Raw genomic sequence first — 21,373 nt, forward strand, 5'->3', positions numbered from 1 at the left:
ATGCGGCCTACTCGATCTTCATCTGGGTCATGACCTCGATCTTGGCCTCGGCCACGGCCGCCCGCTGCTCGGAGGCGGCGAGGCGGTCCTTGAGGGCGGCGACCTCGGCCATCAGGTTGCGCTGGGCCAGGAGTGCGTCGTTCAGCTCGGACTGGGTTTTCAATGCGGCGTCACGCTCGCCGCGCAGGCGCTCGATCTCATCGACCATGGCCACGGCCTCGGCATGGAGTTGGACGACCTGTCTGTCGAGCTCCCGGGCATCAGCGAGATATCTGACGCTCGCGGCGTGGAGCTCGTTGTTCTCGAGTTCGAGGTTCGCGGTATCGAGTTCGAACTTCTCCTCTATAAAGGCAATCCGCTCATTGCAGTCGGCCTCAATCTTTTCATTCCGATCCGTCGCCTCGGCGAGCTTGCGGCTGAATTCATCCACCTGGGCCATGAGCAGTGCGTTCTCGGTCCTGAGGTCGGCAGTCTCGCGCAGCAGCTTCTCCCGCCATGTCGCCTCGATCCGCTCGGCAGCCTCATCGAGGACGGCCTTCACGCCGGATGTCTCGCTGATTTTCTTCTCGCTCGGATTGTCTGCCATGGTGCAGCACTCCAATCAACAAAGGGCATGGCTTCGCCATGCCATACGGCTGGGGACAATGCACGGCCGCTGTTGATTTGTAGTCATCCTGCGATCGGTGAGTTCTAAAAAGGCGTCTCAGGTCATGCGTTCACGCAGGGTTTCAGTTGGAGAAATACCGCACTCTTATATAGTAACGCCGCTGCACTCGAGCTTATTGACAGATCGCGAAACGATGGACGGGCTCATTTCCTGACGCCCACCAATCCGCGTTCACGGAGCACGCGGTACAACGTCGATTTCGAGATGCCCGTGGCGGCGCAGATGTCAGTGATAGGCGTCTCGCAGGCGAGGTAGAGCTTCACGGCCGCATCGACCTTGACGTCTGCGACGCGCGGACGACCGCCGACGTTGCCGCCATGACTTCTCTTGATCGCGATTCCCTCAGCTTGACGCTGCCTGATCAGGTCGCGCTCAAGTTCGGCTGTGCAGGCGTGGGTTCCTAAGACGAAACGGCCGAACGCGGTATCCAGATCAACGGGTTGTTTCAAGGAAGTCAGTTTGACCCCGAGGTTTCGGAACATCAGGTCGTAGTTGAGCAGCTGCCTGGTCGATCTGGATAGACGCTCCCAAGACTCGACGACTACTTCATCGCCACGCTTCATTTTTTTGAACAACTTTTTCTGCTGCGTGCGGTCACCATCACGACCGCCAGTTTCTTTGTCCTTATAGATATGGCCATAGGGTACGCCGGCATTGACCAGCGCTTCGATTTGGCGATCTAATTTCTGTTCCTTTGTACTTACGCGTGCGTAGCCGTATCGCGTCATTTTTTAGCCTCCTGCCTCGTAGTTTGATTTTCCCATGAGGTTTGACAGGATGGTTTTGGCACTAGGTTTTGACACTCGATTTGCACGGTCTCGACCGCCCGATTTGCAAGTGCCGTTCAGCATACGTTTTGGGACGAACGGCTAATGGAATATGTTGGGACGGATAATATTCTACTACCAAATAGTAGTAGAATATTATCGTAAAGATTGGAGGCTCATGGTCCGGATACACCAGAGAGTTCACGAGCGACACCCCGAGCTAGATGACGGTGATGTCGAGGCGGCGTGGGAGAGCTACTGCTTCGCGGCCGTCCGCATACCCGGGGAGTGCGAGATGCGGACGGGCTACGACCCGCAAGGCCGGTACATCGAGATGGTCGGTGTCCTCCTGGCCGACGGCGCGTGGCTCGTCTACCACGCCATGACGCCGCCGAGCAAGAAGACGCTAAGGGAGATCGAGAACGCGAGAAGGAGAGGTTACTGATGGAATATAGGCTTGCAAACGGATCCGTTATCACGGATGAGGACATCGAGCGCGAGTGCGCGGAATACGAATCCGGCTCCTGGGAGGGGAGCCTGGTGAACCTCCGAGTCGGCCGCCCCAGGCTTTCCGAGGTGGAGGCCAACGCCAACCTGTCTTTCAAGTGCCCGAAGACGGGCGCCGACCTCATCGAGAGGGCGGCCGCCGCGTGCGGGATGCGGAAGTCGGAGTTTCTGCGCTCGGCCGCGATCGAGAAGGCCGAGAGGATACTCAGGTCGGCATAGCCCCGGCGTGCCTTCCCGGAATCGGCGTTGCCGCAGGGAGTGAGCGCCCTGCGCCGCCGTTATGTTAGACATGTCGCTAACATAACGGCGGTTAAGTCGTGCCGCGGGTCGGGGCATCCGCACCACCACAGGTTCAATCGCCCCGTAAATCGAATCCTGTTAAGTCGTCTATCTGCGTGTTTATGAACACACCATTGCCATTCCTTAGGTGAGAATCGTGTCCGCACGGGGCGATATATTAGACAGAACACCCGAGGGAAAGGAATAGCATGAGCGATTTAATGGAAGTCGTACATCGGCTCGAGCGCGAGATGGCAGACCGAGCCTCCGCAGTTGAGAAGGAGGGGTTATGCCCAAAAAGCGCCATGGATAACAAAGGATGTTCGCATAGTAGAAGCGATGGGGTGGCTAACCGGCGCTTGCAGCGTCGTGCTGACAGGTTTTGCTATCGCAGCAGTGCCCACCGGAGAGAAGGTCCCCGTCCACTACGGCGTTGACATGCAGCCGAACCGCTGGGGCTCTCCTGTCGAGCTGTTGCTCCTCCCTATTGTCATGCTGGCTTGCATCGCGCTTTTGGCCCTCGTTCTCCATCTGGTCAGTCCAGAGCATTGGAACCAGCCTGCCGGTCTCGAGAGCGACGAGAAGGATGCTTGGTATCTCGCAAGTGCTCGCTCGGTGGCCTGGTTTGAGCTCGAGTGCGGCGTTTTCTCGCTGCTTGCGGCCCTTAACCCGTTGTCCGACGACTGCAAGGCGATGATTGTCGGCGCTGTTGCATTCGAACTATTGCTTATTGCAACGCCCCTTATATTCACTGCAAGGTTTCGCAAGAGCAGAGGTAAGGGCAAGGCTCGGAAACTTTAGCGCCCCAGCGTGTTCCAATCGATAAAGAGCTCGCGACGAAGACTGCGCTGCGCATCAAGCTGGCGTCCGTCTTCTCGCGATACTCCAAGCCGATCTCCTCAAACAACATGCGCTTCACTATCTCGAAGTTCTTCTCATCGGCGATTTGCTGATACGTCAGCAACATGACGTTGAAACCCATTTGCTGCAATGCGGTGGCGCGATCGGAATCCGACATTGCGGCATCGGCCCCACTGTGCACAAGCCTGCCTTGGCACTCGACGACAAGCGGCTTCTTGTCACCCGTCTCCTCAAATAGGAAGTCTGCATAGCAGTTGTAGCGCCCGGCCAAACGCGCTGCCTTGCCCGAAAGGACAATGCGAGCATTGTTGCTAAAGGATCTGAGACCCTCGCCACCGGCGACGCGCGGCGTCGCAAGCAACAAGGACAGCTGAGCCTCAAACGGCGACGCGACAACCCCGGTCACACGCTCGACATCTTTAAGGCTCAGTTCAATCAAGCCATCAAGGCCTTCATGGCCGCCGACGAGGCGGTCCGCAGCCTTAACGACTATGACAGCATCGTTGACACTCAGATCGCCAACGCCATTGATGAGCACCTTCGCGCCATCGACAGGCTCTGCCGTTTCGGCATCGACGGTGGTTTCGGTAAGAAGCATCCGGTTAAGGAGTACTAGCCTTCCGCATGGCCATGGAAGTAAAGTAGAAGAGGGTCGAATCCGAAGCAGTTCCCGGACAATTGGCGTCCGGCCAGACACTTCGGTTCGACCCTTTCTTCCAGGATTCTGTAACAGCTGATTGAATTGCAACGCGCTAGGGCAGGACAGTTCAAAACTAGCGGGGCGTATCGCCGCGCGAGTAGTCACCGCGATCGACGACGCAATCGTCCATCTGTCGCGACACGGCGCTACCGCCGTGCGCCTGGCCGGTGGCGCGGACGCGGTCGTCACCGGCATCGGGAACGGAGCCGGCATAGCGGTTGCGAATCTCCCTTGCGTAGCCGCGGCGCGCAAGGAGCTCGTCGCGAACCGCGGGATCTTCGAGCTACTTCACTTCAAACCTTAAGAGCCTTCTCTCTGGCAGATCGGTCATCTTCATCGTATAAGTCCCAGGAAAAGCCTTCTCAAAACGGACGGTCTCGTAACCTTCGAAATAGTCGTTGGTGTTTTGCATCATGAATGGGACGAGCAACTCGTTCTCCGCCCCAACCTCCACGGCAAACGCAGCAGAGCCGCCAAGGACCGGCATGGCTTGCGTTATCAGATCGGTATTGACTACAAAATCATAGTTTGGCGCAGACTCCGGAACCAGATGCCAAACATACGCTTTGATTCCACCGTCGATATTATCCCTATTTCTGACACGCATCTTTACGGCGATAACGCACGTGATGTCGGCATCCTTCAGTCTCGTTTTCGTATCCACGGTGCCATATTTTGAATAATCGTCATGTGCTCGTTTGAGATACTCGCGTGGCGTGAGTAGTTCTGCTCCATCTATGCAAAACGAATACCCATCAGTCACCACATCCTTCGATCCCAGAAACGCTCCATCCATCGAGAGCCATTCGCCCTCCGCGTAATATTTCTCAGGAATGACTGTCCGATTCCTGTTAACGACGCTCACCCTCATGCCCGCAAGGCCGGTAGCAGCACAGCAAAAAAGCGCGAGCGCCGATCTTCTCGTCCACAGGGTCTTCTTCATCGCGCTCACGACCTTTCCCGAACTTCCACAACGGCACCGTCGCGCATGCAGTAAACCCGATCGGCCAGCTCCTCGAGCACCTCTCCGTCATGGCTAGACAGAAGAACCTCGCGACCCGTTGATGCCGCCATCGCCACAACACGCTTGAGCATTTCCACGCCTGCTTCGTCGAGGGCATTCGTTGGTTCATCGAGAACAAGCAGCTTCGGCTTTTCCATAATCGCCGCAGCTATCCCCAGACGCTGCTTCATCCCAAGCGAGTATGCTCGGAACTTCTTTTTTTCGTCTGCATCGAGCCCCACGAGCCGCAGGGCGGAGCGAATGTCTTCGGGGGTGGCAACGCCCTTGATTTGAGCTATGAGTTCCAGATTGTCGTAGCCAGACAGATATCCTAAAAAGGAAGGAGCCTCTATCAACATCCCAAGACTCGGCGGAAACGAGATATCCGCCCCAAGTCTTTGACCATCGATAATGATCTCGCCCTCGGTAGGTCTAATCAATCCGCAGACCGCTCGCATAAGCATGGTCTTGCCCGAACCGTTTATCCCCTGAAGCCCGACCACAGTCCCAGGGTCAACCTCGATGGACACGTTGCGCAGAACATCGTTTTTGCCCATGCGCTTCGATACGTCCCTAACGATCACGCTCATATCTTGTCCCCCTTTTCTATAAGGTCGGCCCTTCGAAACCACAGTCCACCCAACGATAGGCATAACGACATAATCACAATTGAAAACAAGACGCTCGAGCCCGTCGCGATTCCCTCTTTGACAATTCCGCCCCAGCGCAACAGCATTAGGGCGTTGCCTAACAGCACCCAATGCCGCGCAAATGCCGAACAGATCAGGTAGCTCATTAAAACCGCAAACGAGACCGACGGCCCAAGTACAAAGCCAATCGCTGCCTGCACAAACGCAAGCGCCTCAAAAGCAAGAAAGAGACCTGCGAAAAACGGCAGTGCACCTGCTTCGCTCGCCTTGAGAAACCACGGCGCCAAATTAGCCAGCTGAAGCGACTCGCCATGGATGACCGCACTGAACGAGGCGCTCACCATCAAGCTCCAAATCACAACAGAGCAAACCACCACGAGCAGCGAAAATGCCGTTATCGCCGCCACTGAGATAAAACGCGAGACCCACCAAAGGGTTCTCGCCCGGCATCGGACAAGCGTTTGCAAACCAAACCCGTGCAACGATTCGGCGGGATAATCGAGTGTTGCATAGAGAATAAGCAGAATGAGAAATAGCCATCCTAGCGGAGGCACAAACATGACCCCGGGCCTAGGCTCAAACGGAGCAGATCCGGCAAACACGAGCGCAAGATTGTCCGCAAACCCCAAGGTATCCGTCCTGACCCCATACACAGAAGACAAACCGTAGGCGTACACCAGGTTCGCAACGGTCACTGCCGCAATCGCAATAAAGGTAATGATGTTCTTCTTCAAAACGGTCCTCAGGTCCGCGGTGACCAGCCTAAACAGCATCAGACCACCTCGCGTCTTTTCCACACCCCAGAAAAAGCCAACGAAGCAAGGGTCAATAATATGATTTCCGCAAAACCGGCTCGAATGTCTGGCCAGTTATTCAGCGATTCCGACCTGATGCTGTTGAGGATATTGCAGTTAAACCCCACACAAGCCATTACGCCGAAGATCCAGCCATTTGCAAAATGCCACGCAACCATTAGCAGATACGGGACAATTATCGCTTTGATTCTGCTACGAAACAAAATTGAGAAGCCAGTTACAGCCATGGATAAAGTCCCGAGCGTGACAGCATCGAACAGCGTGTATGCGAGCACATATGACAAGGGATGCGAATAAAATAGACCGGAGAAGTAGCTATGCAGGTAAAGTCCTACGTAAGTCGACTCATCGACCCGAGGAAGATACGCAGGAAAAAGCATCGAGACGATCAGGAAATTGACGAGCAGAGGAATGGCAGTCACTGTAAACGCGGAGAGGAAAGCAGACAGCATCTTTACGTTCACGTACGCCTTTCTGGAAACGCGCGTGCATATCTGCATGTCATAACCGCTCAAACGCTCAAAGAGGCACGACCAAGATCCAGCCAACATTGCAAGCAGGGGCAGTGCATAGAAAAACACCGACGCAGACAGTGGCGCGTTCGCGCTCACAACAATCCAGTTACCGAAGCTGCTTTCACGTGTTTGACCGAGATAATTTTTGGCTTGCACGCCAACGCCGTAACCAAAAGAAAGAAGGTTGTGGCGTTCTTTTTCCAAATTTGCCCACGGCTCCAGCGCGGCAGCTATTGCAACTGCGACTGCAATCAAGAGAGCAAAGATAAAAGCTGGACGTCTTATCGTTTTCGACAGTTCGTATCTTACGAGCTTTTGGTTCATACGTCCTCCTCCCCTTCCGGCCCAGAAAGCCGGAAGGGAGCCATTTCAAACAACTATGCGGGAAGCTTGTGGAAATGCCCGACGCAGTCGGGGCTCCATACACCAATAACAGTGCCGTAGCCAGACTCCGCCCATGCAGTCAGTCGCGCCGCAGATCGCCCGTTCTCACGGACGAGGTTATACATTTCCCACTGTCCCTTGTGATTCGAACGATACGTTCCCTGAGTACAATTCATGCTGCCGCTACCGCTTGTGTTATACGCACCGTCTGTATATAACCGAAGCGGATTTCCCGTATAGCCCTGGATATCCAGATAGAGCGATGAGGAATCATCCTTTTGACGGTAGCCAGTTGCACTCGTCCCGGCACATTGAAAACTAAATGCCTTATCGGCATTGTTCGTACAGGTCGTAATTCCCGTATCGGCGTTTTGAGTAATGCTGGAAACCTGAGAGGTGTCAAACTCCTCTTGTGCAAACGATGCAGCGGGAACTCCTAGGGACAGACCCGCTGCAATCGCCAAGCCGACTCCGATTCGAGCAATAGCGCTCCTTGGCTTAATCATGGCCTTCTCCAATCAAAAGCGGTTAACAATGCGTCGACGCACGGTAACCTTTGCATGAATGGAGAAAGATGTCTGTAAACACTCGCTATTGAGTTGATAATCCAGGCGTTTACACGTTATCCACCTGCGATAACAATGAAATAAGCTCCGCTTTGTTCTTGATCTTCAACTGGCGATAAGATGCGGATCGCAACGCTTGCACCGTAGATGCAGCATAACCTACGTCCTCCGCAATGGTCTTTGTCGTTGCGCCCTCTGCCGTCATCAGCAAAATTTTCGACTGAACATCAGAAAGGGAGCGCGATGTAAGCAAAGCCAGCTGGCGCACGCGAGCCGTTTCGGTGAACCCATTCGCACGGTACTCCAAGACGGCCCTCTCGTTCTCAACCGAGTGGGCGAGCGCGATGTGCGTGACGAACATGGGCACAGACCAGCAGACGACCACCGTTGCCACGACGACATTGACAGCAGAACTTTGCCCCAGCAACGACGTAAGGAACAGCGGTTCGAAAACCATCAGATCCTGCGCCACGTTGAGCAAGACGACCCAGACAGGAGCCGTCGCCCCAAAGCAAAGCATCCATACCCCAAGCATTTTGCGCTGCGGACAGCTTCGCAGCACTACATATGTGAGCAGCATCCCCGCCAGCACCACGAACCCATGAATTCGCCCCCTACTGGCCGCATAGATTGAAGCAGCGACACCTATTGACACCAATGGCACGATAGCCCGAGCACGGGCATGCACCTTAAACGGACGCAGCCCAACGGCGAGCGAAGCCGTAGACGCCACGCCGCAAAACAGGACCGGCACAGCCATCAACGGAACGCGTATGCACATCAATGCCGTGATATAGATAAAAGACCATTCCGCAGCAGACAGTATCGCCCACATGCACGGACCTCCGAGCTCAATCGCCCCATCCACTCTATCCAGATCAGCGTCATGATTCGTCTTTACAACCGCGCAATACGGCGAAAGAAACAGTCCGAGGCCCAATGTATAGCTTGCGAGAGAAAAGGCGACTGCCCGCGTAACACTGGATCCCCAATCACTATTCGCCATTACCAAGGGACCTGCCGCAAGGAAAATAAAAAAAGATGTGGGCAGATATCGAAGCAGCCGGCGCGTCCGAGTTAATGCCAGCATATCGCCGGCATGCCGCTGCGGCAGCTCAGGCTCTACAGCTTCGCCCCCACCCGCAAACAGCGCCACCAGCTCACGCGAGCCCGCAACCGACGCCTTCCCGTATGCTCGGTGAAGCGTGGTCCGCACCGTCGATGGCTTCGTACCCGTCTCCCTGGCAATTTCCGCCGGCGTTTTCCCTTTGAGCAGCAGTCGAACAAACTGCTCTTCTCGAGGCGACAGGGCAGGGGAAAACACCCCCGCATCGAATGGGTCGGACGTGCGAGGGGTATCCGAATTGTTGTCCCGTTTCTCCCTTAGCAATGTGTATACGAAGGCGGCAACAGCAATAGCGGACCCCATCGACAGTGATGCAATGACCGTGGCACCGCTTGCAAAATATACCACCTCGACAGCCGGAACAAGGCCAATGGGAACTGCCACGAGCACAGAACGGGCAAACACGTCGCTCTGTCCCCGACCAAAGGCGCGGGGACAGCAAAGCAGCGGGACCGCGGCCAATACGAGATAGACCAGAGGAATTAAAAGCATAAGGCCAATTGATGCGGCCATTACAGAGGGCATCCCCCATGGCTCGGGAACGACTCTCCATGAAACTCGACAGCAAAACAGCAGGCAAGACAGGACAACTATTGTTTCTGCAAAAAGCGCGCTCTGCGGTCGGCGGGTCCCCCTTTCGCCGTCCCGCGCCGTCCCCCGTATCAAAGGAGAGCCCGCCGTATTCCAAACTACATATGAGAGGAGCAGCGACCCAGTGAAGCACAAGGCACACGAAACGCCGCGCAACAGCCAGATAGGCGCAAACACGAATGGAATAGAATCTCCGCGAGCATAGAAGGCCAAGTCGACCCATTCGGGAACCACCGCAATAGCAGCAAGGAAAACACCGAAGACGCCAAGGCGACCCGGCCGTCTTATTTCTCTCCCCTTGCGGAGCGCAACACCGTGACCAAACGCCGCGAGGCATGCGCCAAGGATAACGAGCCAGGTCATTGCGCCTGATGCCAAGCCGATTGAAGATGAAAACCTGTGATAAGGGGTAACCGCCATTACGATAAGCACAATGGCGCAGGCAGATGTGGCAGAACGGCGGGAAAAGAGCATATGGCCTCCATAGCATGTCATTATATCGCTCGATCCACTCATCTATCTCCATGCTCACACCGGTCAACATCAACGATTCGCGCATACTCCAATCCGAACCAGATCACGGGCCAATTTTTCCGCAGCCCCCGCCCCAAAGCGGGATACGGTTTCCTTTTGAGCGCCGGTTCGGAAAATCTCTCACTTTGAGCTCCAAGTTAGGCTCAAAGTGGGAGATTATCCACTCTCATTTTTCCGGCATGTGCCTTACCTGCGGCTCCGATGTGCGCCGAGCGAGAGCAAATAACTAGCGAGCCTTTCCGTCACGGTTGCCGCTCTTGTTGACAAAGATGTTGAGCTCCTTGGCCAATGGGACTCCTAATGTAAATAGATAAAAGCCGGGGACTTCCCCGACACTTGGAGGTAGCTAAATGAGCCGCCAATAACCTTTTAGCGCGCGCTGGCGTGAATACAAGAGAGGAGCGGTATAAAGCTGCTGTTGGTTGCTTCCCGACGTATCCTCGTGCTTATTGCCTTCTCGGTTTCGAAACCGAGAAGGAGCAGATGATGGCTTGGGTAGACCGTAACTCGTACATGGAGCGGCTTTGGGCACTCGAGGGCACCCGGAAACCCTCCTAGCGGAAAACCATCTACTTCATATCATCGCCCGCGCAGGAGTTCGAACTCACACAAATTGATCTGGACGCAAGCAAAGCCCCCAGCCCGCTCCGTGACCCATGGGAAAGCCACCTGAGACTACTCATTTCTCCTGCTAGCAATGAAGACTTACGACCTGGAGTTTTGCAAACAGCTTGAAAGCCACCTGCGTTGATTCACTTACGGTTGCAGCTGGCGGCTTGCGCGCTAAGGGGGGGGATTGAATTTCGAAGCGGGCGTTTTCGGCGTTATCGAGCCATCAAAGCCGTCCCGCCGCACCCTTGGGGACAAAAACGAAAACTCAAAGCCCTGAGTTTAAGGTGAGTTTTTGAAGCTGCCCCAGCTTCTGTTCCCGAGGGCGATGGGACGCGAAGTCGCGTCACGCGGCGGCACGCGTTGCGCGTCGATATCGAAGGTTGAGTGCAACTGGAGTGACGGGACGGCAGGATCGACGCTGTCGAGCGGGAGAAATAAAGCCCCTTCGCGAGGGAGGACGAATGTGGTCTCCTCCGTTTTTTTCTCGTACCTTATCATGCATGCCGTGATGTTTGAGCATATTAGATACACGCAAGCCGATGGCACTGTCTACCTGCATGAACGAGAAGAATGTGCCGTCCTGTTCCATCGGGAGAACAACGGCGTCGTGCTGATGGGGGTCGTGCGCCAGGCCGACGGCGGTCTCTTGCTTCGGGAACAAAACGCCAAAAGAATGCGCTTATAGTGGAGACATGCGGTCTCGGGTGCGCTCACGAGCGCTTTACGAGGACGTTTTACGAGCTAGGGCATCTGGCGATGATTTCTTTCGGTTGGAGCTTTTTCCACGGCCTGCTGGCAGTATTCCTGAGCTCGCGGACCGTGGGCAGGGTTGAAAACCACCCGGTATCGTCTTGGCCGGATCTCTCTTGGCATCTTCGGTCTTTCGAATCCTTTGGTTGGGTCGAAAGGGGAGCCGTACCCCGGATTTCGAGGCGCGGCGCCGGCTTCAGGTCGCGTTGCCGCCTATGGCTTTCGCTCGGGACGGGCGGTTATCTACGACTGCGCACAGGGACCGGAGAATCTTCATGGTGATAGTTGACGCCTAATACCTTGCATCGTATAGTATGCGTAGCACAGTATACGACGAAGGGAGGTGTGCGGATGGAGGCCCAGTTGAAGCGTGGCTTCTTGGAGGCCTGCGTGCTCGCGGCCGTCTCCGGCGAGGAGTCCTACGGCTACCAGATCGTGAAGGACGTGCCGGCGAGCATGGGGCTCACGGAGTCGACGCTCTACCCGCTGCTTAAGCGCCTGGAGAAGGCCGGATGCATCACGGCGCGCTCCGTCGAGCACAACGGGCGGCTGCGTCGGTACTATCGCATCACAGACGCCGGGCGTGCGCGCATCGAGGAGTTTCTGGCCGAGTGGCCGTCCGTACGGGAGATTTACGCATACGTTGAGGGGGCGCACCATGACGCGCGATGAGTTCCTGGGCCGGCTGGGCGAGCTGCTCGCCTGCCTGCCGACCGAACAGATGGAGGAGACCAAGGCGTTTTACGCGGAGGCCATCGCCGACCGCATGGAGGACGGCATGAGCGAGGAGGAAGCCGTGGCCGCCATGGGCACGCCCGGCGAGGTGGCGGAGGCCACGCTCGACGACCTGCCCGCCGTGCCGCGCGTGATCGCGAGGACGCGCCGGCGCAGCACCGCGCTGCTGTGGGTGCTGACCATCGTGGGCTCCCCGGTGTGGGTGCCGCTGTTCGCCGCCTTCGCCGCCGTGGCCGTCACGGTCTATATCTGCATCTGGGTGCTGGCGCTCTGCGTGTGGATCGTCGCGGCGGCACTCGGGGGCGTGGGCGTAGTTGAGCTCCTGCTTGCCGTAAGCGGCGTCACCATCGGCCACTTCCCGTACGCCCTCGCCTCGGCGGGCGTGGGGTTCGGCCTCGTCGGCGTGGCGCTCTTCGTTGGTGCTGGCGCTTGGGCCGCCTCAAAACAAATCGCGCGCCTCTCGGCGCTCTGGGCGAGGAAGGCCGCCTCGCCCTTCTGGAAGGGCAAGGGCGAGAAGGGCGGCACTGCCGCGCACCTCGCGGCGTAGAAAGGAGCGAATACCATGACCAGCGCAAAGAAGATCTACCTCGCCGTAGCGGGCGGGCTCGTTGCCGCGGGCGTCGTCCTCGCGAGCATCGGCTTTATCGCCTCGGGCTTCGACCCGGCCGTATTCACGACCCAAATCGACATGCGCGACAGCACCATCGTGCTCGGCGGCGTCGAGGCGGACGACCCCGAGAGCATCCCGTTCGTCAGCCAGCTCGCCAATCTGGGCGAGATCGACACCTCCGACGTCGCGGACCCCGCCGCGCCCTAGGCGCAGCGAGCCCGGGCGGCCCGTCCGCCAAGCTGCGTAAGCCGGCGAAACCCGAACCTGGATTGGCTACGCTGATATGGACAGTTCCGTGAGGGACGCGAGAGACAGGACTCCGGGGCGATTTCCGAGGAGGGGTACCTCGACTGGAAGTGCGGGTTCAGTGGAGCATGGACCTAAACCCTGTCTCTCTTGCTTTTTCTGATTTGTTGAGAAGTTGGCATTTGGGGGCATTTTGGATAGCGAACAGTTCAAACAAGAAGCTGAGAAAATAGAACAAAGCCTGAGTGCCTTGAGAGTCGCCGAGCGCAATGCAGTGATTCCCTTCATGAACGGTGACTTTACCCAATGGGATCTATATCTGGCATCCTCCTCTGAGTATGCGATGAGACTGATAGACGGATTTATCTCCATGCTCGAGTCGAGGAATCTTGTTTGCGTCGCCCAGCTTCTCCGCGCGCAGGTTGGAGTCTGTCTGCGGACATTCGCGTTATTCGCCGCCGAAGACCAAGATGACTTTCTCAAGCAGGTGTTTCAAGGTGTGCCTGTGAACAAGCTGAAAGATTTCTCGGGTGAGAAGATGTCCGATGGAAGACTTCAAGACTTACTCGAGAAGTTCGATCCAAAGGTAAAAGATGTATACAAGGTGACGTCTGGATTCGTCCACTTTTCTACTGATATTCTGCCGAGCATGGGTGCGCCTGGGGAAGGCTATAAGGTCGAGTTTAATTTTGGAGCCGAGTCCAAGGAGAGAAACAATGTGCCTCTCGTGGAATGCGGCAAGGCGTTCTGCCACTATGTCGACCTGCATCTCCAGATGCTCCATAAGGTGATTGCTTCGGATGAATGGTATGCCGATCGATTCCGTATCGATTCCGATGGTCCTGCAGACGAAGCCTCGACAAGCGAGAAGGTTTAGGTCGAACGCATTGACGCTGCCTTGACAGCATCCCGATAAAACAACGAATGGGAGGTTCCCTGCGAAATGTGCGCCTCCGCCTCTTCTGCGCGGCGTTGGCTTGTTGCGAGAGCCGATTCCCGTTTCATCGCTTCTCTCGCTGATTCGCAAGCGCTTGCTGCGCCCTGGTGTTCATTGCCGGCGTTCTTGATGGAGATGAAGCTGATGATCAAGAAAGGGTCAAAATCGGGGATGCATTCCGTTTTAGGCCGAAAACTGGGACGCGTGGGCAGGAGCTATGCAAAGATAGCGGCTGTTGGCCTTGCGATCGGTCTTGCAATGGCGCTGTGCGCATCATTCGCGAAGTATAGGTACGAGCTGACTGCTTTCTGTTTAATGACTGTCAATCTCTTCTGCTATCTCCTTTCACTTTTACTCAGTAGTTATAGCTGAACGTTCTCAGATATATAAAATCATTCCTTCCATTTTCCGAAAGCCGTTTTATGAAATATCAGAAATAGCTAAACGAGTAATTGCACTCACTTCTGAATCTGATCCAATTGCGCTCCGACTTAAAGATTTCTGTTGTCAGGTTCATCTGCCGGATAATCATGTGGAACATAATCGACGTGATAACGCTTTTCAAGTTCCTCGATGAACCGGTCAACCTTTCGAGCATTTTGATAAACCTTTTCAAGCGTTCGGAAAACAGCTTTCTCGTTGTACGCGGGAAGCCCCTGGGCGTTCACAAAGTACATCAGCTGATTGAGGTTCGTTCCTTCCTTCAATAACTCATGATGGAGTTTTTCAACTTCAGCAATATCGAAATTGAATGATTCAATCTTTCCGTAGATCGCACCGCGGCGAACCAACTCGCTTACAGAGATGCCAAGCACTGCCGCCCGCTGTTCGATCGCCTTTTTTTCTGGAGCGGTCAGCATCACATGAAACGAAACGTCACGTTTCTCGGCGTTCTCGGCGATGGCTTCACCGCACTCGCCAGATTTTTTTGGAGCGTGTTTGCGCTTGCAGTTGTGCAGCGCTTTATTTTTCTCGTGCTCGATTTTCTTTCCAGTCTCAAGATCGTCGAGAGCAATCGAACGGCTAATCAAAACGGAGCGGATTAGTTCAGCTTCCGTGCAACCAGCTTCGTCACAGAGGTGCTGAAGAATTTCCTTTTCTTCAGCGGTCAACGTCGCTTCGACTTTCTCGCTTCGTCTCATTTTTATCCCTTCAGCTTCGGAGTGGCCTCCGAAACAAGATTTGGAAAAGTCCGCTGAATTTTTCTCGAAGGCGAAACCGCTTCGCGCGAAACGGAACTCAGCTTTGCCTGTTTTCTTTTCCCGTAGGAGGGAAAAGCAAGATCGTAAATGGCCATAGTTCATGTTTACATGTAATTATGGCCATTTACGTACATCTTGCAATCTCCGGAACGGTGATTGGGCGAAACGCAGTGTAGACGTGGAATGAGAAGCCTCATTCCAAGCGAGAGGCCTCGCGGCGTTGTAACTGCGTGAAGACCGTGAGCGGAAGCGAATTTTTAACGCGAAGGATGCTGAATGTTAGAAATTCGCTGTAGCGAGAGCGGAGCGGTAATGCGAATGCGAGGGGTGCCGAGTGTTTGCATTGCTGCGAAGCGGGTTTGCGGCGCCCGCGCCGCAAACATTCGACTTTATCGAATCGTTTTTCGATACGCTTACGAAAAAGTTGAGGCACCTTTCGACAATTTCAATGGCGCGGAGAGTCGTTAGCGTGACTCGCAGCGCTGTTGGATTTGTCGAAAGGTGACGCGGCTCGCATTGCGAATCGAATGGCGAGTTGATTTTCATGCGGCGGTCAAGCCGCCTATGATCGCGACCAGAGTCGCTATCGATTTTCAAAACTCGCGTTTTGTTTTGACGCGAGTTGAGATGCGAAACGAAAAACCGAAACGCCCGCGCGCGCCGTTTCGACTTTTGCGCGGGCGCGATTCGAATCAAACGAAGAACCAGACGATGAGATTTTGAGTTTCGCGTTTTAGATCTCAGAAACCAGATCTAAAAACTGAAGCGTTAATTTCACTTCGCCAACAGCATTACGGCGCGAGCACATCCAACGGAACAACTTGGACGCCGCGGTCGGTAACATAGGCTTGTGAACCAAATCCAATGATTGCAACTTTCGAAACCGGCGGGTTGTTTCCGGCGGCAACCATACGTTCCTCGACAGCAACAAGATTGTCAGATGCCTCTTCGATTTGAGCAGAGCTGAGCTTAACTTCAACCGGGATCCAGGTCCCGCCAGGAGCCGCAATGACTGCATCGACCTCTAGATCGCGAGAATCGTGATAGTGGTAGAGGCTCATTCCGTTTGCTCGTGCATAAACCCACAAATCATGGAGCGCCAGCGATTCAAATAGTAGTCCAAGCGTCTTGAAATCTAGCAGCAAGGTCTCCGGAGTCGCCCCGAGCGCAGCGGCCGCCAGTGACGGGTCAGCAAGATGATGCTTCTTTGATTCTCTTAAGTGCACAGGAGATCTCATTGCTGGATTCCATGCGGGAATATCGCGAACGAAGCTGACCCGTGCGAGAAGAGATATATACGATGCCGCCGTTTGTCTCGACACATCTCCACCAAGGTCGGCCACAAGCGTCTTGAGTGTCGCCAGAGTGGATTCATTACGCGCAAGCGATTCGATAACAGCTTTGACCTTTTCAGGATCGCGCCGAGAGCCATCAACACGAGACAAATCTTCTTCGGCAACTATGCCGATATAACGTTTTGCCATCGCCGACGCAGCCAGCACATCGCGCCCGACCGCCGCGGGCCATCCACCGCGAACAACGCACTCGGCAATCGAGGCAGAATCCAACGATCCGAAAGCGCCATTGAACTTTTCGCCAGAAATAATACCCGACAGCTTAACCGCACCGCTAGATTTCCCAAGTTCGAAAAGCGTCATGGTGTCCATGCGCAATTTAGCGAACCTTCCAGCACCGCTGTGCATCGGCCGCTCATTGTCTCGCGGTGTCGCCGACCCCGTAAATATGAACTGGCCAGGCTCGCCGCCGCGATTGTCGCACTCAAACCGCGCCGCGTCCCAAAGTTTCGGGACCTCCTGCCATTCGTCGATCAGCCGCGGCACCTCGCCGGAAACGGCAAGCGCCGGATCCGTCTCGGCACGCAAGCGATTCTCGAAGTTGCGCGACGGGTCCATGAGAAGGAGCCTGGACGCCGCACGGGTCCCGGCTGTGGTTGTCTTTCCACACCATTTCGGTCCTTCGATGAGAACGGCACCGAATATCCCTAGCATCTGGTCGAGCTCATTTTCGATAATTCGAGTGTAGTACTTTTTTGGCATATTTTTCACCATTGATTACCAGCACGTTTAACCGAATTTACAGTTTTCATTTAACCAGATTTTGCTTTTTTGATTAACCAGATTTACGCATTTCAGTTAACGAAACAGATTAAACATGACGAGTCAAGCCACGACAGGCGCGCGTCGTACTGCGGCAATCTCAGTATTATTTAGATTTACTTGCTGCCGGAATTGACCCGAACAGCCTGTCACCTCTTCATTTCAATCATCTATACACAGTCAGGAACGAAAATTACGACATTCTTGACGTGCTCGCGCGTGCTGATACGTATTTTAATTTGATAGACCATTTTAAATTCGCAACCTACCTTATGATTCATCGAGATGGTAGAAGCATTGAAGATATTTTTGAAATGCATCGCGATCGTGATGCATTTGCCGTTGCAGAGAGCTATACGGCAACTCTAGATCAAGCTGGGGTGTATTATGCGATTTCTTGTTTCGAAATCGACCGGCTGGCAATAGTTCGTCGAGAAGAAAGAGCGCAGGATGTCCTATCCTATCGATACCCTGTTCAAAAGCTTTATCAGCTCTTCATTGAGACCATGAACATTTCAGGCTTCGAATCAGTGGCGAGCACCCCGACAAAAATAGTCGTTAGGAGTGTCAAATGAATAAGAATGCCACTACGCAACTGCACATCTATTCCGCCTTTTTCGTTCTCGCGGGATTTGTTTTAAATCGGGGAGTGTTTCTACTTTTCCTTGCGGAGAAAGGAATGTCTGTCACGCAAATCGCGCTTTATCAAGCCCTGTTTAACATTGCAACGGTCGTCCTCGAGCTGCCAACAGGGTTGATAGGCGATTTCTTTGGAAAGAAGTTTTCGATTCAAGTGGGCGTGCTGCTGCTTTTCTTCCATACGGCTGGCATGCTGTTGCTCTCAGGTCCCTTTCTTGTCGTGCTTTCCCTTGTTGAGGCACTCGCCTACTCCCTTCAATCGGGATCCGAACAAGCGCTTTTATATGAAATTGCCCGGAATGCCGGTCAAGGAGAGCGCTTCCTCACCATCAATGCTCGGTTGCTTGCCGCGCAATCAATCGCTACGGGAATGGCAATTGTGCTCGGATCTTTCATTGCCCAAGTATCTTGGAGCGCCCTCTACGTATGTGTCTCCATTTTCTATCTCCTGCAGCTTTTCCTTCTGTATCCCATTGAGAGGACGGAAGCGACCCGTTCTGAAAGCTCTGAAAAGGGAAGGTTTGACACAGCCAAGATGTTCAGACGCGAAACCTGGCGTGTTGGAGAATCCGCTTTTGCGGTACTGCTTCTTCTAATCGGCACAAGCATGCTCGATGGATTCTATGGGAGTTATTACAACTTGAATCAGTTGGTATTCGACGCATTTGATGCTCCCGTCTCCATAATAGGAATCTTTTTCGGTGCATCCTATGCAGTAAATGCGACGGCCTACATTGCAGCAGATTTCTTCTCGTCGCGTTTCGGGAAAAGAAATACCATGCTCGGCTCGATGCTAATCGAGGCTGGCCTTTTCATGATTCTTCCGTGGTTCGCTTCGAATCCGCTGTGTTTGTTTGGCCTTAGCATGGTGCTTTGCTTTCTCCCAGAAGTGGTGTACATCACTTCGGAAAACTTAATCCAAGACGCGATAGCGGACGATCTCCGCGCGACGATCCTTTCCGCCGCGTCTCTGGTAAGGGCCCTCTTTTCCGCATTGTTTTTCTCCGTATTTGGACATATGTTGGGGTTATACCCCATTCAGATGGCGCTCGGTATTATTGGCGCAATCGCGATAGCGATTACCGCCGTTGTTTCATTGAAAATGGTAGGAATACATGTCTCCAAGAATTGATATATCGATTGACGAGCTGCCCGAAGCGTCGAGCCTTCTTGATGGACATGACTATTCGTCACAAATCATTCAGCGTATCGCCGGGGTTCCAGTAATACTCGATGCATCGGGATGCCCTCATTCCCCTTTTTTCGAAGTTGAATATGATGACAGGACGATTAGGTTTACAAGTCAAGCAAGTTAATAATCTATGTGGTCAATATGATGCCGTTGAACCCGCGTATCGATACCGTTCAGCCATTCGCCTCGCCCCCGTCGCACGTATCTTCATCCGGTCTGTTACTTTTAATCTAACAGTTCTTTGAGGAACGTAGGTGCTTCCAAATGTACTGTCGACTTCTTCTCAAGCTAATCCTAAGAGACAGGGCCGTATGGATCTCTACGCTCGTTCTTGCTGTAGCCTTCTCCGTCCCCATTGCGTTCAATTCACCCATCTACGGGCCCTTCTTTATGAAGCAGGGCATGCAGAGCTTTGTCGACGCATTCAATACGCGCGCGCCCCAGGCCAGCGGCATAGACCTATCGCCAGAGCAGCAAGCTGACGCGGAGCTTGCAAGATACGCGAACGCCGCCCTCGCCGCTCAAACCGACGCCGCCTTTCTCGATTCTGCCGAGAGCTACTACGCGCTCATGGGCGAAGGCTTCCAATCCGGGGCCATCGTGGGAGACCGAGAGACCAATGACGCAGACCTCGCGTATTGCCGCGCCCTGAGCAGCTCCGGCATCACGGATATCCCGGCCTCCGCAAACGACCTGCCATTCCTTTCCTTCCTGCCTTACGCCATTGCCACGGCGCCGTCTTTCCTTCCCTTCATCCCCTTCCTTCTCTCGTCGATACTCGTGCTCGGCGCCACAAGGCCTGCGACCCTGGCGGCGAAGGCGCCCGCGCCCAAATTCCGGCGCCTTATCCAGATCGTGTTTTCGATAATCGGCGCGGGGACCGCGATGCTCCTCGCCGGCCTTGCACCCGGGGGCATTTGCGCCTTGGCCCTAAACGGCTTCGGGCAAATTGGGTACCCGATCGCCTTCTTCCATGACGGCGCGCTTGCCACCACGACCGCGGGAGACGTCTTCACGGCCCTGCTTCTCGCGCTGCTTGCGGGCGGAACCTTGATATCCGTTTGCTCCGCCGTCCTATCGACCGCAACGAGGCGCGTCCTCGCGGACCCCCTTGCCTCCGCGCTGCTTGTCGCGGCCCCGGCATTCCCGTTACTGTCCGATTCGGCACTGGGGCATAATGCCGCGCTCGGGCTCCTGCCGCTGGCCGTGTTCTCGCCTATCGAGGCAACGGGTTACGTGGGATGCTTCCCGACGGAATTCATTGGCTCCGGTTCAGGCAGCGCATCGATGCTTGCCGTGGCCCTGGCATACGTCGCGGTCTTCTTTGCGGTCGGCGCCGTTGCGGCACGTTCCCCCAAACAGCCTGGACCCGCGAAAAAGCACCATGGGCTCGAGCTTCTGGACGCGAGCGTGGGATACGGAAGCACGACGATACTTTCAATCGGGTCGCTTTTCCTGAGCCCGGGAACGGCGGCGGGCCTCGTTGCTCCCAACGGCTCGGGGAAAACCACCCTTCTTGAAGCGCTGTCGGGCCAATTTCCCACCCGCATCCGCTCGGGAAGCCTGGCGGCAGACGGAATCAGCCAACGTCGATCAGCCGAATTTGCAGAACTCGTCTACCTGAGCTCTTCAGGCGGCACGGATCTCTATCCCACGCTATCGGCCATCGAGCACCTTGCTTTCGTTAGGGAGGCGTGGAAATCGGCCGCCGACATCGACTCGCTCTGCAGCTCCCTCGGAATCTCCCCATATCTCGACAAGCCGACCCGTAAACTCTCGACAGGAATGAAGCAGCAGGTAAAGCTTGCCATGGCGATATCGACCGGTTGCCCGTACCTCATCCTCGATGAACCGCTGAACGGCCTCGATCCGGGAAAGCGGAAAACCTCCTGCGACGCGATGCGCAGCGAGGTGGCGCGGGGACGAAGCGTGCTCATTTCGAGCCATCTGCTCGACGACCTGGCAGACCTCACCAACTCGTTCTACTTCATCGAGGCCGGCACGCTCGTGGAAAAGATCAAGTCGTCCTCGCAGACGCTCAAGCAGGAATACCTCGATACATACGAGCGAGGTGAATGACATGAAACTATTTGAACAGCTGAAGTCCAATGCGTCGCGCATGGCTGTCTACGCCATCCTCGTGGCAACGGCTTTATGCGGAATCGCGGCACCCGTCTATGCGCTCAACGGGGAGAAAGGCGATGTCGAACCCGCGTACATGGCTTCGACGGTTAAGGACCGGTACAAAGCCTTCTCTGGAGACACGTTTTACGTAGCAGAGTACGACACGACCTACCGTCAGCTTCGCTACAACAAGGGCTACGACTATCTAGGCGCAGAGGCAATCAGCTATACGTCGGGTTGGTAC

At 55.0% G+C, this 21,373-nt stretch carries 22 protein-coding genes; 11 read left to right on the forward strand and 11 right to left on the reverse strand.

What is annotated here, in order from left to right:
• Positions 1 to 7 precede the first annotated feature (7 nt).
• Positions 8 to 586 (reverse strand): hypothetical protein, encoded by a 579-nt coding sequence (locus AAAX72_RS09775; RefSeq protein WP_349130186.1) that lies wholly within the window; start codon positions 584 to 586, stop codon positions 8 to 10.
• Positions 587 to 810: 224 nt separating this feature from the next.
• Positions 811 to 1,395 carry a recombinase family protein gene (locus AAAX72_RS09780; protein WP_196033708.1) on the reverse strand — a complete coding sequence of 195 codons (585 nt, stop codon included), beginning with the start codon at positions 1,393 to 1,395 and terminating at the stop codon, positions 811 to 813.
• Between the two features lie 217 nt (positions 1,396 to 1,612).
• Here AAAX72_RS09780 and AAAX72_RS09785 point away from each other — a divergent pair, with 217 nt between their 5' ends.
• The 3 genes from AAAX72_RS09785 (at position 1,613) to AAAX72_RS09795 (ending at position 3,021) form a co-directional block, all read left to right on the forward strand.
• Positions 1,613 to 1,879 (forward strand): hypothetical protein, encoded by a 267-nt coding sequence (locus AAAX72_RS09785; protein ID WP_196033711.1) that lies wholly within the window; start codon positions 1,613 to 1,615, stop codon positions 1,877 to 1,879.
• Positions 1,879 to 2,160, forward strand: coding sequence for a DUF1778 domain-containing protein (locus AAAX72_RS09790; RefSeq protein ID WP_196033714.1), 282 nt, complete (start codon positions 1,879 to 1,881; stop codon positions 2,158 to 2,160). Before AAAX72_RS09785 ends, AAAX72_RS09790 begins: the two co-directional genes overlap by 1 nt.
• A gap of 399 nt (positions 2,161 to 2,559) precedes the next feature.
• Entirely contained in the window at positions 2,560 to 3,021 is a 462-nt protein-coding gene (locus AAAX72_RS09795; RefSeq protein WP_349130188.1) for a DUF1648 domain-containing protein, read from the forward strand.
• Here the strand turns inward: AAAX72_RS09795 and AAAX72_RS09800 are convergent.
• The 7 genes from AAAX72_RS09800 to AAAX72_RS09830 form a co-directional block, all read right to left on the reverse strand.
• Entirely contained in the window at positions 2,969 to 3,679 is a 711-nt protein-coding gene (locus AAAX72_RS09800; RefSeq protein WP_196033720.1) for a hypothetical protein, read from the reverse strand. The two genes, AAAX72_RS09795 and AAAX72_RS09800, sit on opposite strands and share 53 nt — an antisense overlap.
• A 385-nt stretch (positions 3,680 to 4,064) precedes the next feature.
• Positions 4,065 to 4,724 (reverse strand): DUF5028 domain-containing protein, encoded by a 660-nt coding sequence (locus AAAX72_RS09805; RefSeq protein WP_349130189.1) that lies wholly within the window; start codon positions 4,722 to 4,724, stop codon positions 4,065 to 4,067.
• A gap of 5 nt (positions 4,725 to 4,729) precedes the next feature.
• Positions 4,730 to 5,374: an ATP-binding cassette domain-containing protein gene (locus AAAX72_RS09810; protein WP_055250770.1), complete on the reverse strand. Its 645-nt coding sequence runs from the start codon at positions 5,372 to 5,374 to the stop codon at positions 4,730 to 4,732.
• On the reverse strand, positions 5,371 to 6,168 hold the full coding sequence (locus tag AAAX72_RS09815; protein ID WP_349130191.1) for a DUF2705 family protein: 798 nt from the start codon (positions 6,166 to 6,168) through the stop codon (positions 5,371 to 5,373). Before AAAX72_RS09815 ends, AAAX72_RS09810 begins: the two co-directional genes overlap by 4 nt.
• Positions 6,169 to 6,206: 38 nt before the next feature.
• The gene (locus AAAX72_RS09820) at positions 6,207 to 7,088 is read right to left on the reverse strand and encodes a hypothetical protein (RefSeq protein ID WP_349130192.1); all 882 of its coding nucleotides are present in this window, start codon (positions 7,086 to 7,088) and stop codon (positions 6,207 to 6,209) included.
• Positions 7,089 to 7,141: 53 nt separating this feature from the next.
• On the reverse strand, positions 7,142 to 7,654 hold the full coding sequence (locus tag AAAX72_RS09825; protein WP_147347815.1) for a hypothetical protein: 513 nt from the start codon (positions 7,652 to 7,654) through the stop codon (positions 7,142 to 7,144).
• Positions 7,655 to 7,763: 109 nt separating this feature from the next.
• Entirely contained in the window at positions 7,764 to 9,353 is a 1,590-nt protein-coding gene (locus AAAX72_RS09830) for a LuxR C-terminal-related transcriptional regulator (protein ID WP_349130194.1), read from the reverse strand.
• Between the two features lie 1,516 nt (positions 9,354 to 10,869).
• Here AAAX72_RS09830 and AAAX72_RS09835 point away from each other — a divergent pair.
• From AAAX72_RS09835 to AAAX72_RS09855, 5 genes are all read left to right on the forward strand, one after another.
• Positions 10,870 to 11,262, forward strand: a complete 393-nt coding sequence (locus tag AAAX72_RS09835) for a hypothetical protein (RefSeq protein WP_349130195.1) — start codon at positions 10,870 to 10,872, stop codon at positions 11,260 to 11,262.
• A 416-nt stretch (positions 11,263 to 11,678) separates the two neighbouring features.
• Positions 11,679 to 11,999, forward strand: a complete 321-nt coding sequence (locus AAAX72_RS09840) for a PadR family transcriptional regulator (RefSeq protein ID WP_349130197.1) — start codon at positions 11,679 to 11,681, stop codon at positions 11,997 to 11,999.
• Positions 11,986 to 12,609: a DUF1700 domain-containing protein gene (locus tag AAAX72_RS09845; protein ID WP_349130198.1), complete on the forward strand. Its 624-nt coding sequence runs from the start codon at positions 11,986 to 11,988 to the stop codon at positions 12,607 to 12,609. Before AAAX72_RS09840 ends, AAAX72_RS09845 begins: the two co-directional genes overlap by 14 nt.
• Before the next feature lie 15 nt (positions 12,610 to 12,624).
• A complete protein-coding gene (locus AAAX72_RS09850) occupies positions 12,625 to 12,879 on the forward strand; it encodes a hypothetical protein (protein ID WP_196022204.1) in 255 nt (84 codons plus the stop codon).
• Positions 12,880 to 13,111: 232 nt separating this feature from the next.
• Positions 13,112 to 13,795, forward strand: a complete 684-nt coding sequence (locus tag AAAX72_RS09855) for a hypothetical protein (protein ID WP_349130200.1) — start codon at positions 13,112 to 13,114, stop codon at positions 13,793 to 13,795.
• A gap of 551 nt (positions 13,796 to 14,346) precedes the next feature.
• On the opposite strand, the gene AAAX72_RS09860 is transcribed toward AAAX72_RS09855, so the two are convergent.
• Positions 14,347 to 14,997 (reverse strand): hypothetical protein, encoded by a 651-nt coding sequence (locus AAAX72_RS09860; RefSeq protein ID WP_349130201.1) that lies wholly within the window; start codon positions 14,995 to 14,997, stop codon positions 14,347 to 14,349.
• 851 nt (positions 14,998 to 15,848) lie between these two features.
• Positions 15,849 to 17,114 carry a DUF4143 domain-containing protein gene (locus tag AAAX72_RS09865; RefSeq protein WP_343001640.1) on the reverse strand — a complete coding sequence of 422 codons (1,266 nt, stop codon included), beginning with the start codon at positions 17,112 to 17,114 and terminating at the stop codon, positions 15,849 to 15,851.
• A 631-nt stretch (positions 17,115 to 17,745) separates the two neighbouring features.
• On the opposite strand from AAAX72_RS09865, the gene AAAX72_RS09870 reads away from it, so the two are divergent.
• From AAAX72_RS09870 to AAAX72_RS09880, 3 genes are all read left to right on the forward strand, one after another.
• Positions 17,746 to 18,945 carry an MFS transporter gene (locus tag AAAX72_RS09870; protein ID WP_349130202.1) on the forward strand — a complete coding sequence of 400 codons (1,200 nt, stop codon included), beginning with the start codon at positions 17,746 to 17,748 and terminating at the stop codon, positions 18,943 to 18,945.
• A gap of 462 nt (positions 18,946 to 19,407) precedes the next feature.
• Complete coding sequence (locus AAAX72_RS09875) at positions 19,408 to 21,084, forward strand: ABC transporter ATP-binding protein (protein WP_349130204.1); 1,677 nt, start codon at positions 19,408 to 19,410, stop codon at positions 21,082 to 21,084.
• Between the two features lies 1 nt (position 21,085).
• On the forward strand, positions 21,086 to 21,373 hold a 288-nt coding region (locus tag AAAX72_RS09880), incomplete at its 3' end, for a hypothetical protein (protein WP_349130205.1).

Source organism: Collinsella sp. CLA-ER-H8 (assembly GCF_040092335.1).
Taxonomy (GTDB): Bacteria; Actinomycetota; Coriobacteriia; order Coriobacteriales; family Coriobacteriaceae; genus Collinsella.

Excerpts from the sequence above, each read along its gene's own strand:
- AAAX72_RS09780 (WP_196033708.1), bottom strand. The coding sequence starts at position 1,395 with ATGACGCGATACGGCTACGCACGCGTAAGTACAAAGGAACAGAAATTA.
- AAAX72_RS09870 (WP_349130202.1), top strand. The coding sequence starts at position 17,746 with ATGAATAAGAATGCCACTACGCAACTGCACATCTATTCCGCCTTTTTC.
- AAAX72_RS09810 (WP_055250770.1), bottom strand. The coding sequence starts at position 5,374 with ATGAGCGTGATCGTTAGGGACGTATCGAAGCGCATGGGCAAAAACGAT.
- AAAX72_RS09850 (WP_196022204.1), top strand. The coding sequence starts at position 12,625 with ATGACCAGCGCAAAGAAGATCTACCTCGCCGTAGCGGGCGGGCTCGTT.
- AAAX72_RS09825 (WP_147347815.1), bottom strand. The coding sequence starts at position 7,654 with ATGATTAAGCCAAGGAGCGCTATTGCTCGAATCGGAGTCGGCTTGGCG.
- AAAX72_RS09820 (WP_349130192.1), bottom strand. The coding sequence starts at position 7,088 with ATGAACCAAAAGCTCGTAAGATACGAACTGTCGAAAACGATAAGACGT.
- AAAX72_RS09840 (WP_349130197.1), top strand. The coding sequence starts at position 11,679 with ATGGAGGCCCAGTTGAAGCGTGGCTTCTTGGAGGCCTGCGTGCTCGCG.
- AAAX72_RS09845 (WP_349130198.1), top strand. The coding sequence starts at position 11,986 with ATGACGCGCGATGAGTTCCTGGGCCGGCTGGGCGAGCTGCTCGCCTGC.
- AAAX72_RS09865 (WP_343001640.1), bottom strand. The coding sequence starts at position 17,114 with ATGCCAAAAAAGTACTACACTCGAATTATCGAAAATGAGCTCGACCAG.
- AAAX72_RS09795 (WP_349130188.1), top strand. The coding sequence starts at position 2,560 with ATGGGGTGGCTAACCGGCGCTTGCAGCGTCGTGCTGACAGGTTTTGCT.
- AAAX72_RS09875 (WP_349130204.1), top strand. The coding sequence starts at position 19,408 with ATGCAGAGCTTTGTCGACGCATTCAATACGCGCGCGCCCCAGGCCAGC.
- AAAX72_RS09805 (WP_349130189.1), bottom strand. The coding sequence starts at position 4,724 with ATGAAGAAGACCCTGTGGACGAGAAGATCGGCGCTCGCGCTTTTTTGC.
- AAAX72_RS09785 (WP_196033711.1), top strand. The coding sequence starts at position 1,613 with ATGGTCCGGATACACCAGAGAGTTCACGAGCGACACCCCGAGCTAGAT.
- AAAX72_RS09775 (WP_349130186.1), bottom strand. The coding sequence starts at position 586 with ATGGCAGACAATCCGAGCGAGAAGAAAATCAGCGAGACATCCGGCGTG.
- AAAX72_RS09830 (WP_349130194.1), bottom strand. The coding sequence starts at position 9,353 with ATGGCCGCATCAATTGGCCTTATGCTTTTAATTCCTCTGGTCTATCTC.
- AAAX72_RS09800 (WP_196033720.1), bottom strand. The coding sequence starts at position 3,679 with ATGCTTCTTACCGAAACCACCGTCGATGCCGAAACGGCAGAGCCTGTC.
- AAAX72_RS09860 (WP_349130201.1), bottom strand. The coding sequence starts at position 14,997 with ATGAGACGAAGCGAGAAAGTCGAAGCGACGTTGACCGCTGAAGAAAAG.
- AAAX72_RS09790 (WP_196033714.1), top strand. The coding sequence starts at position 1,879 with ATGGAATATAGGCTTGCAAACGGATCCGTTATCACGGATGAGGACATC.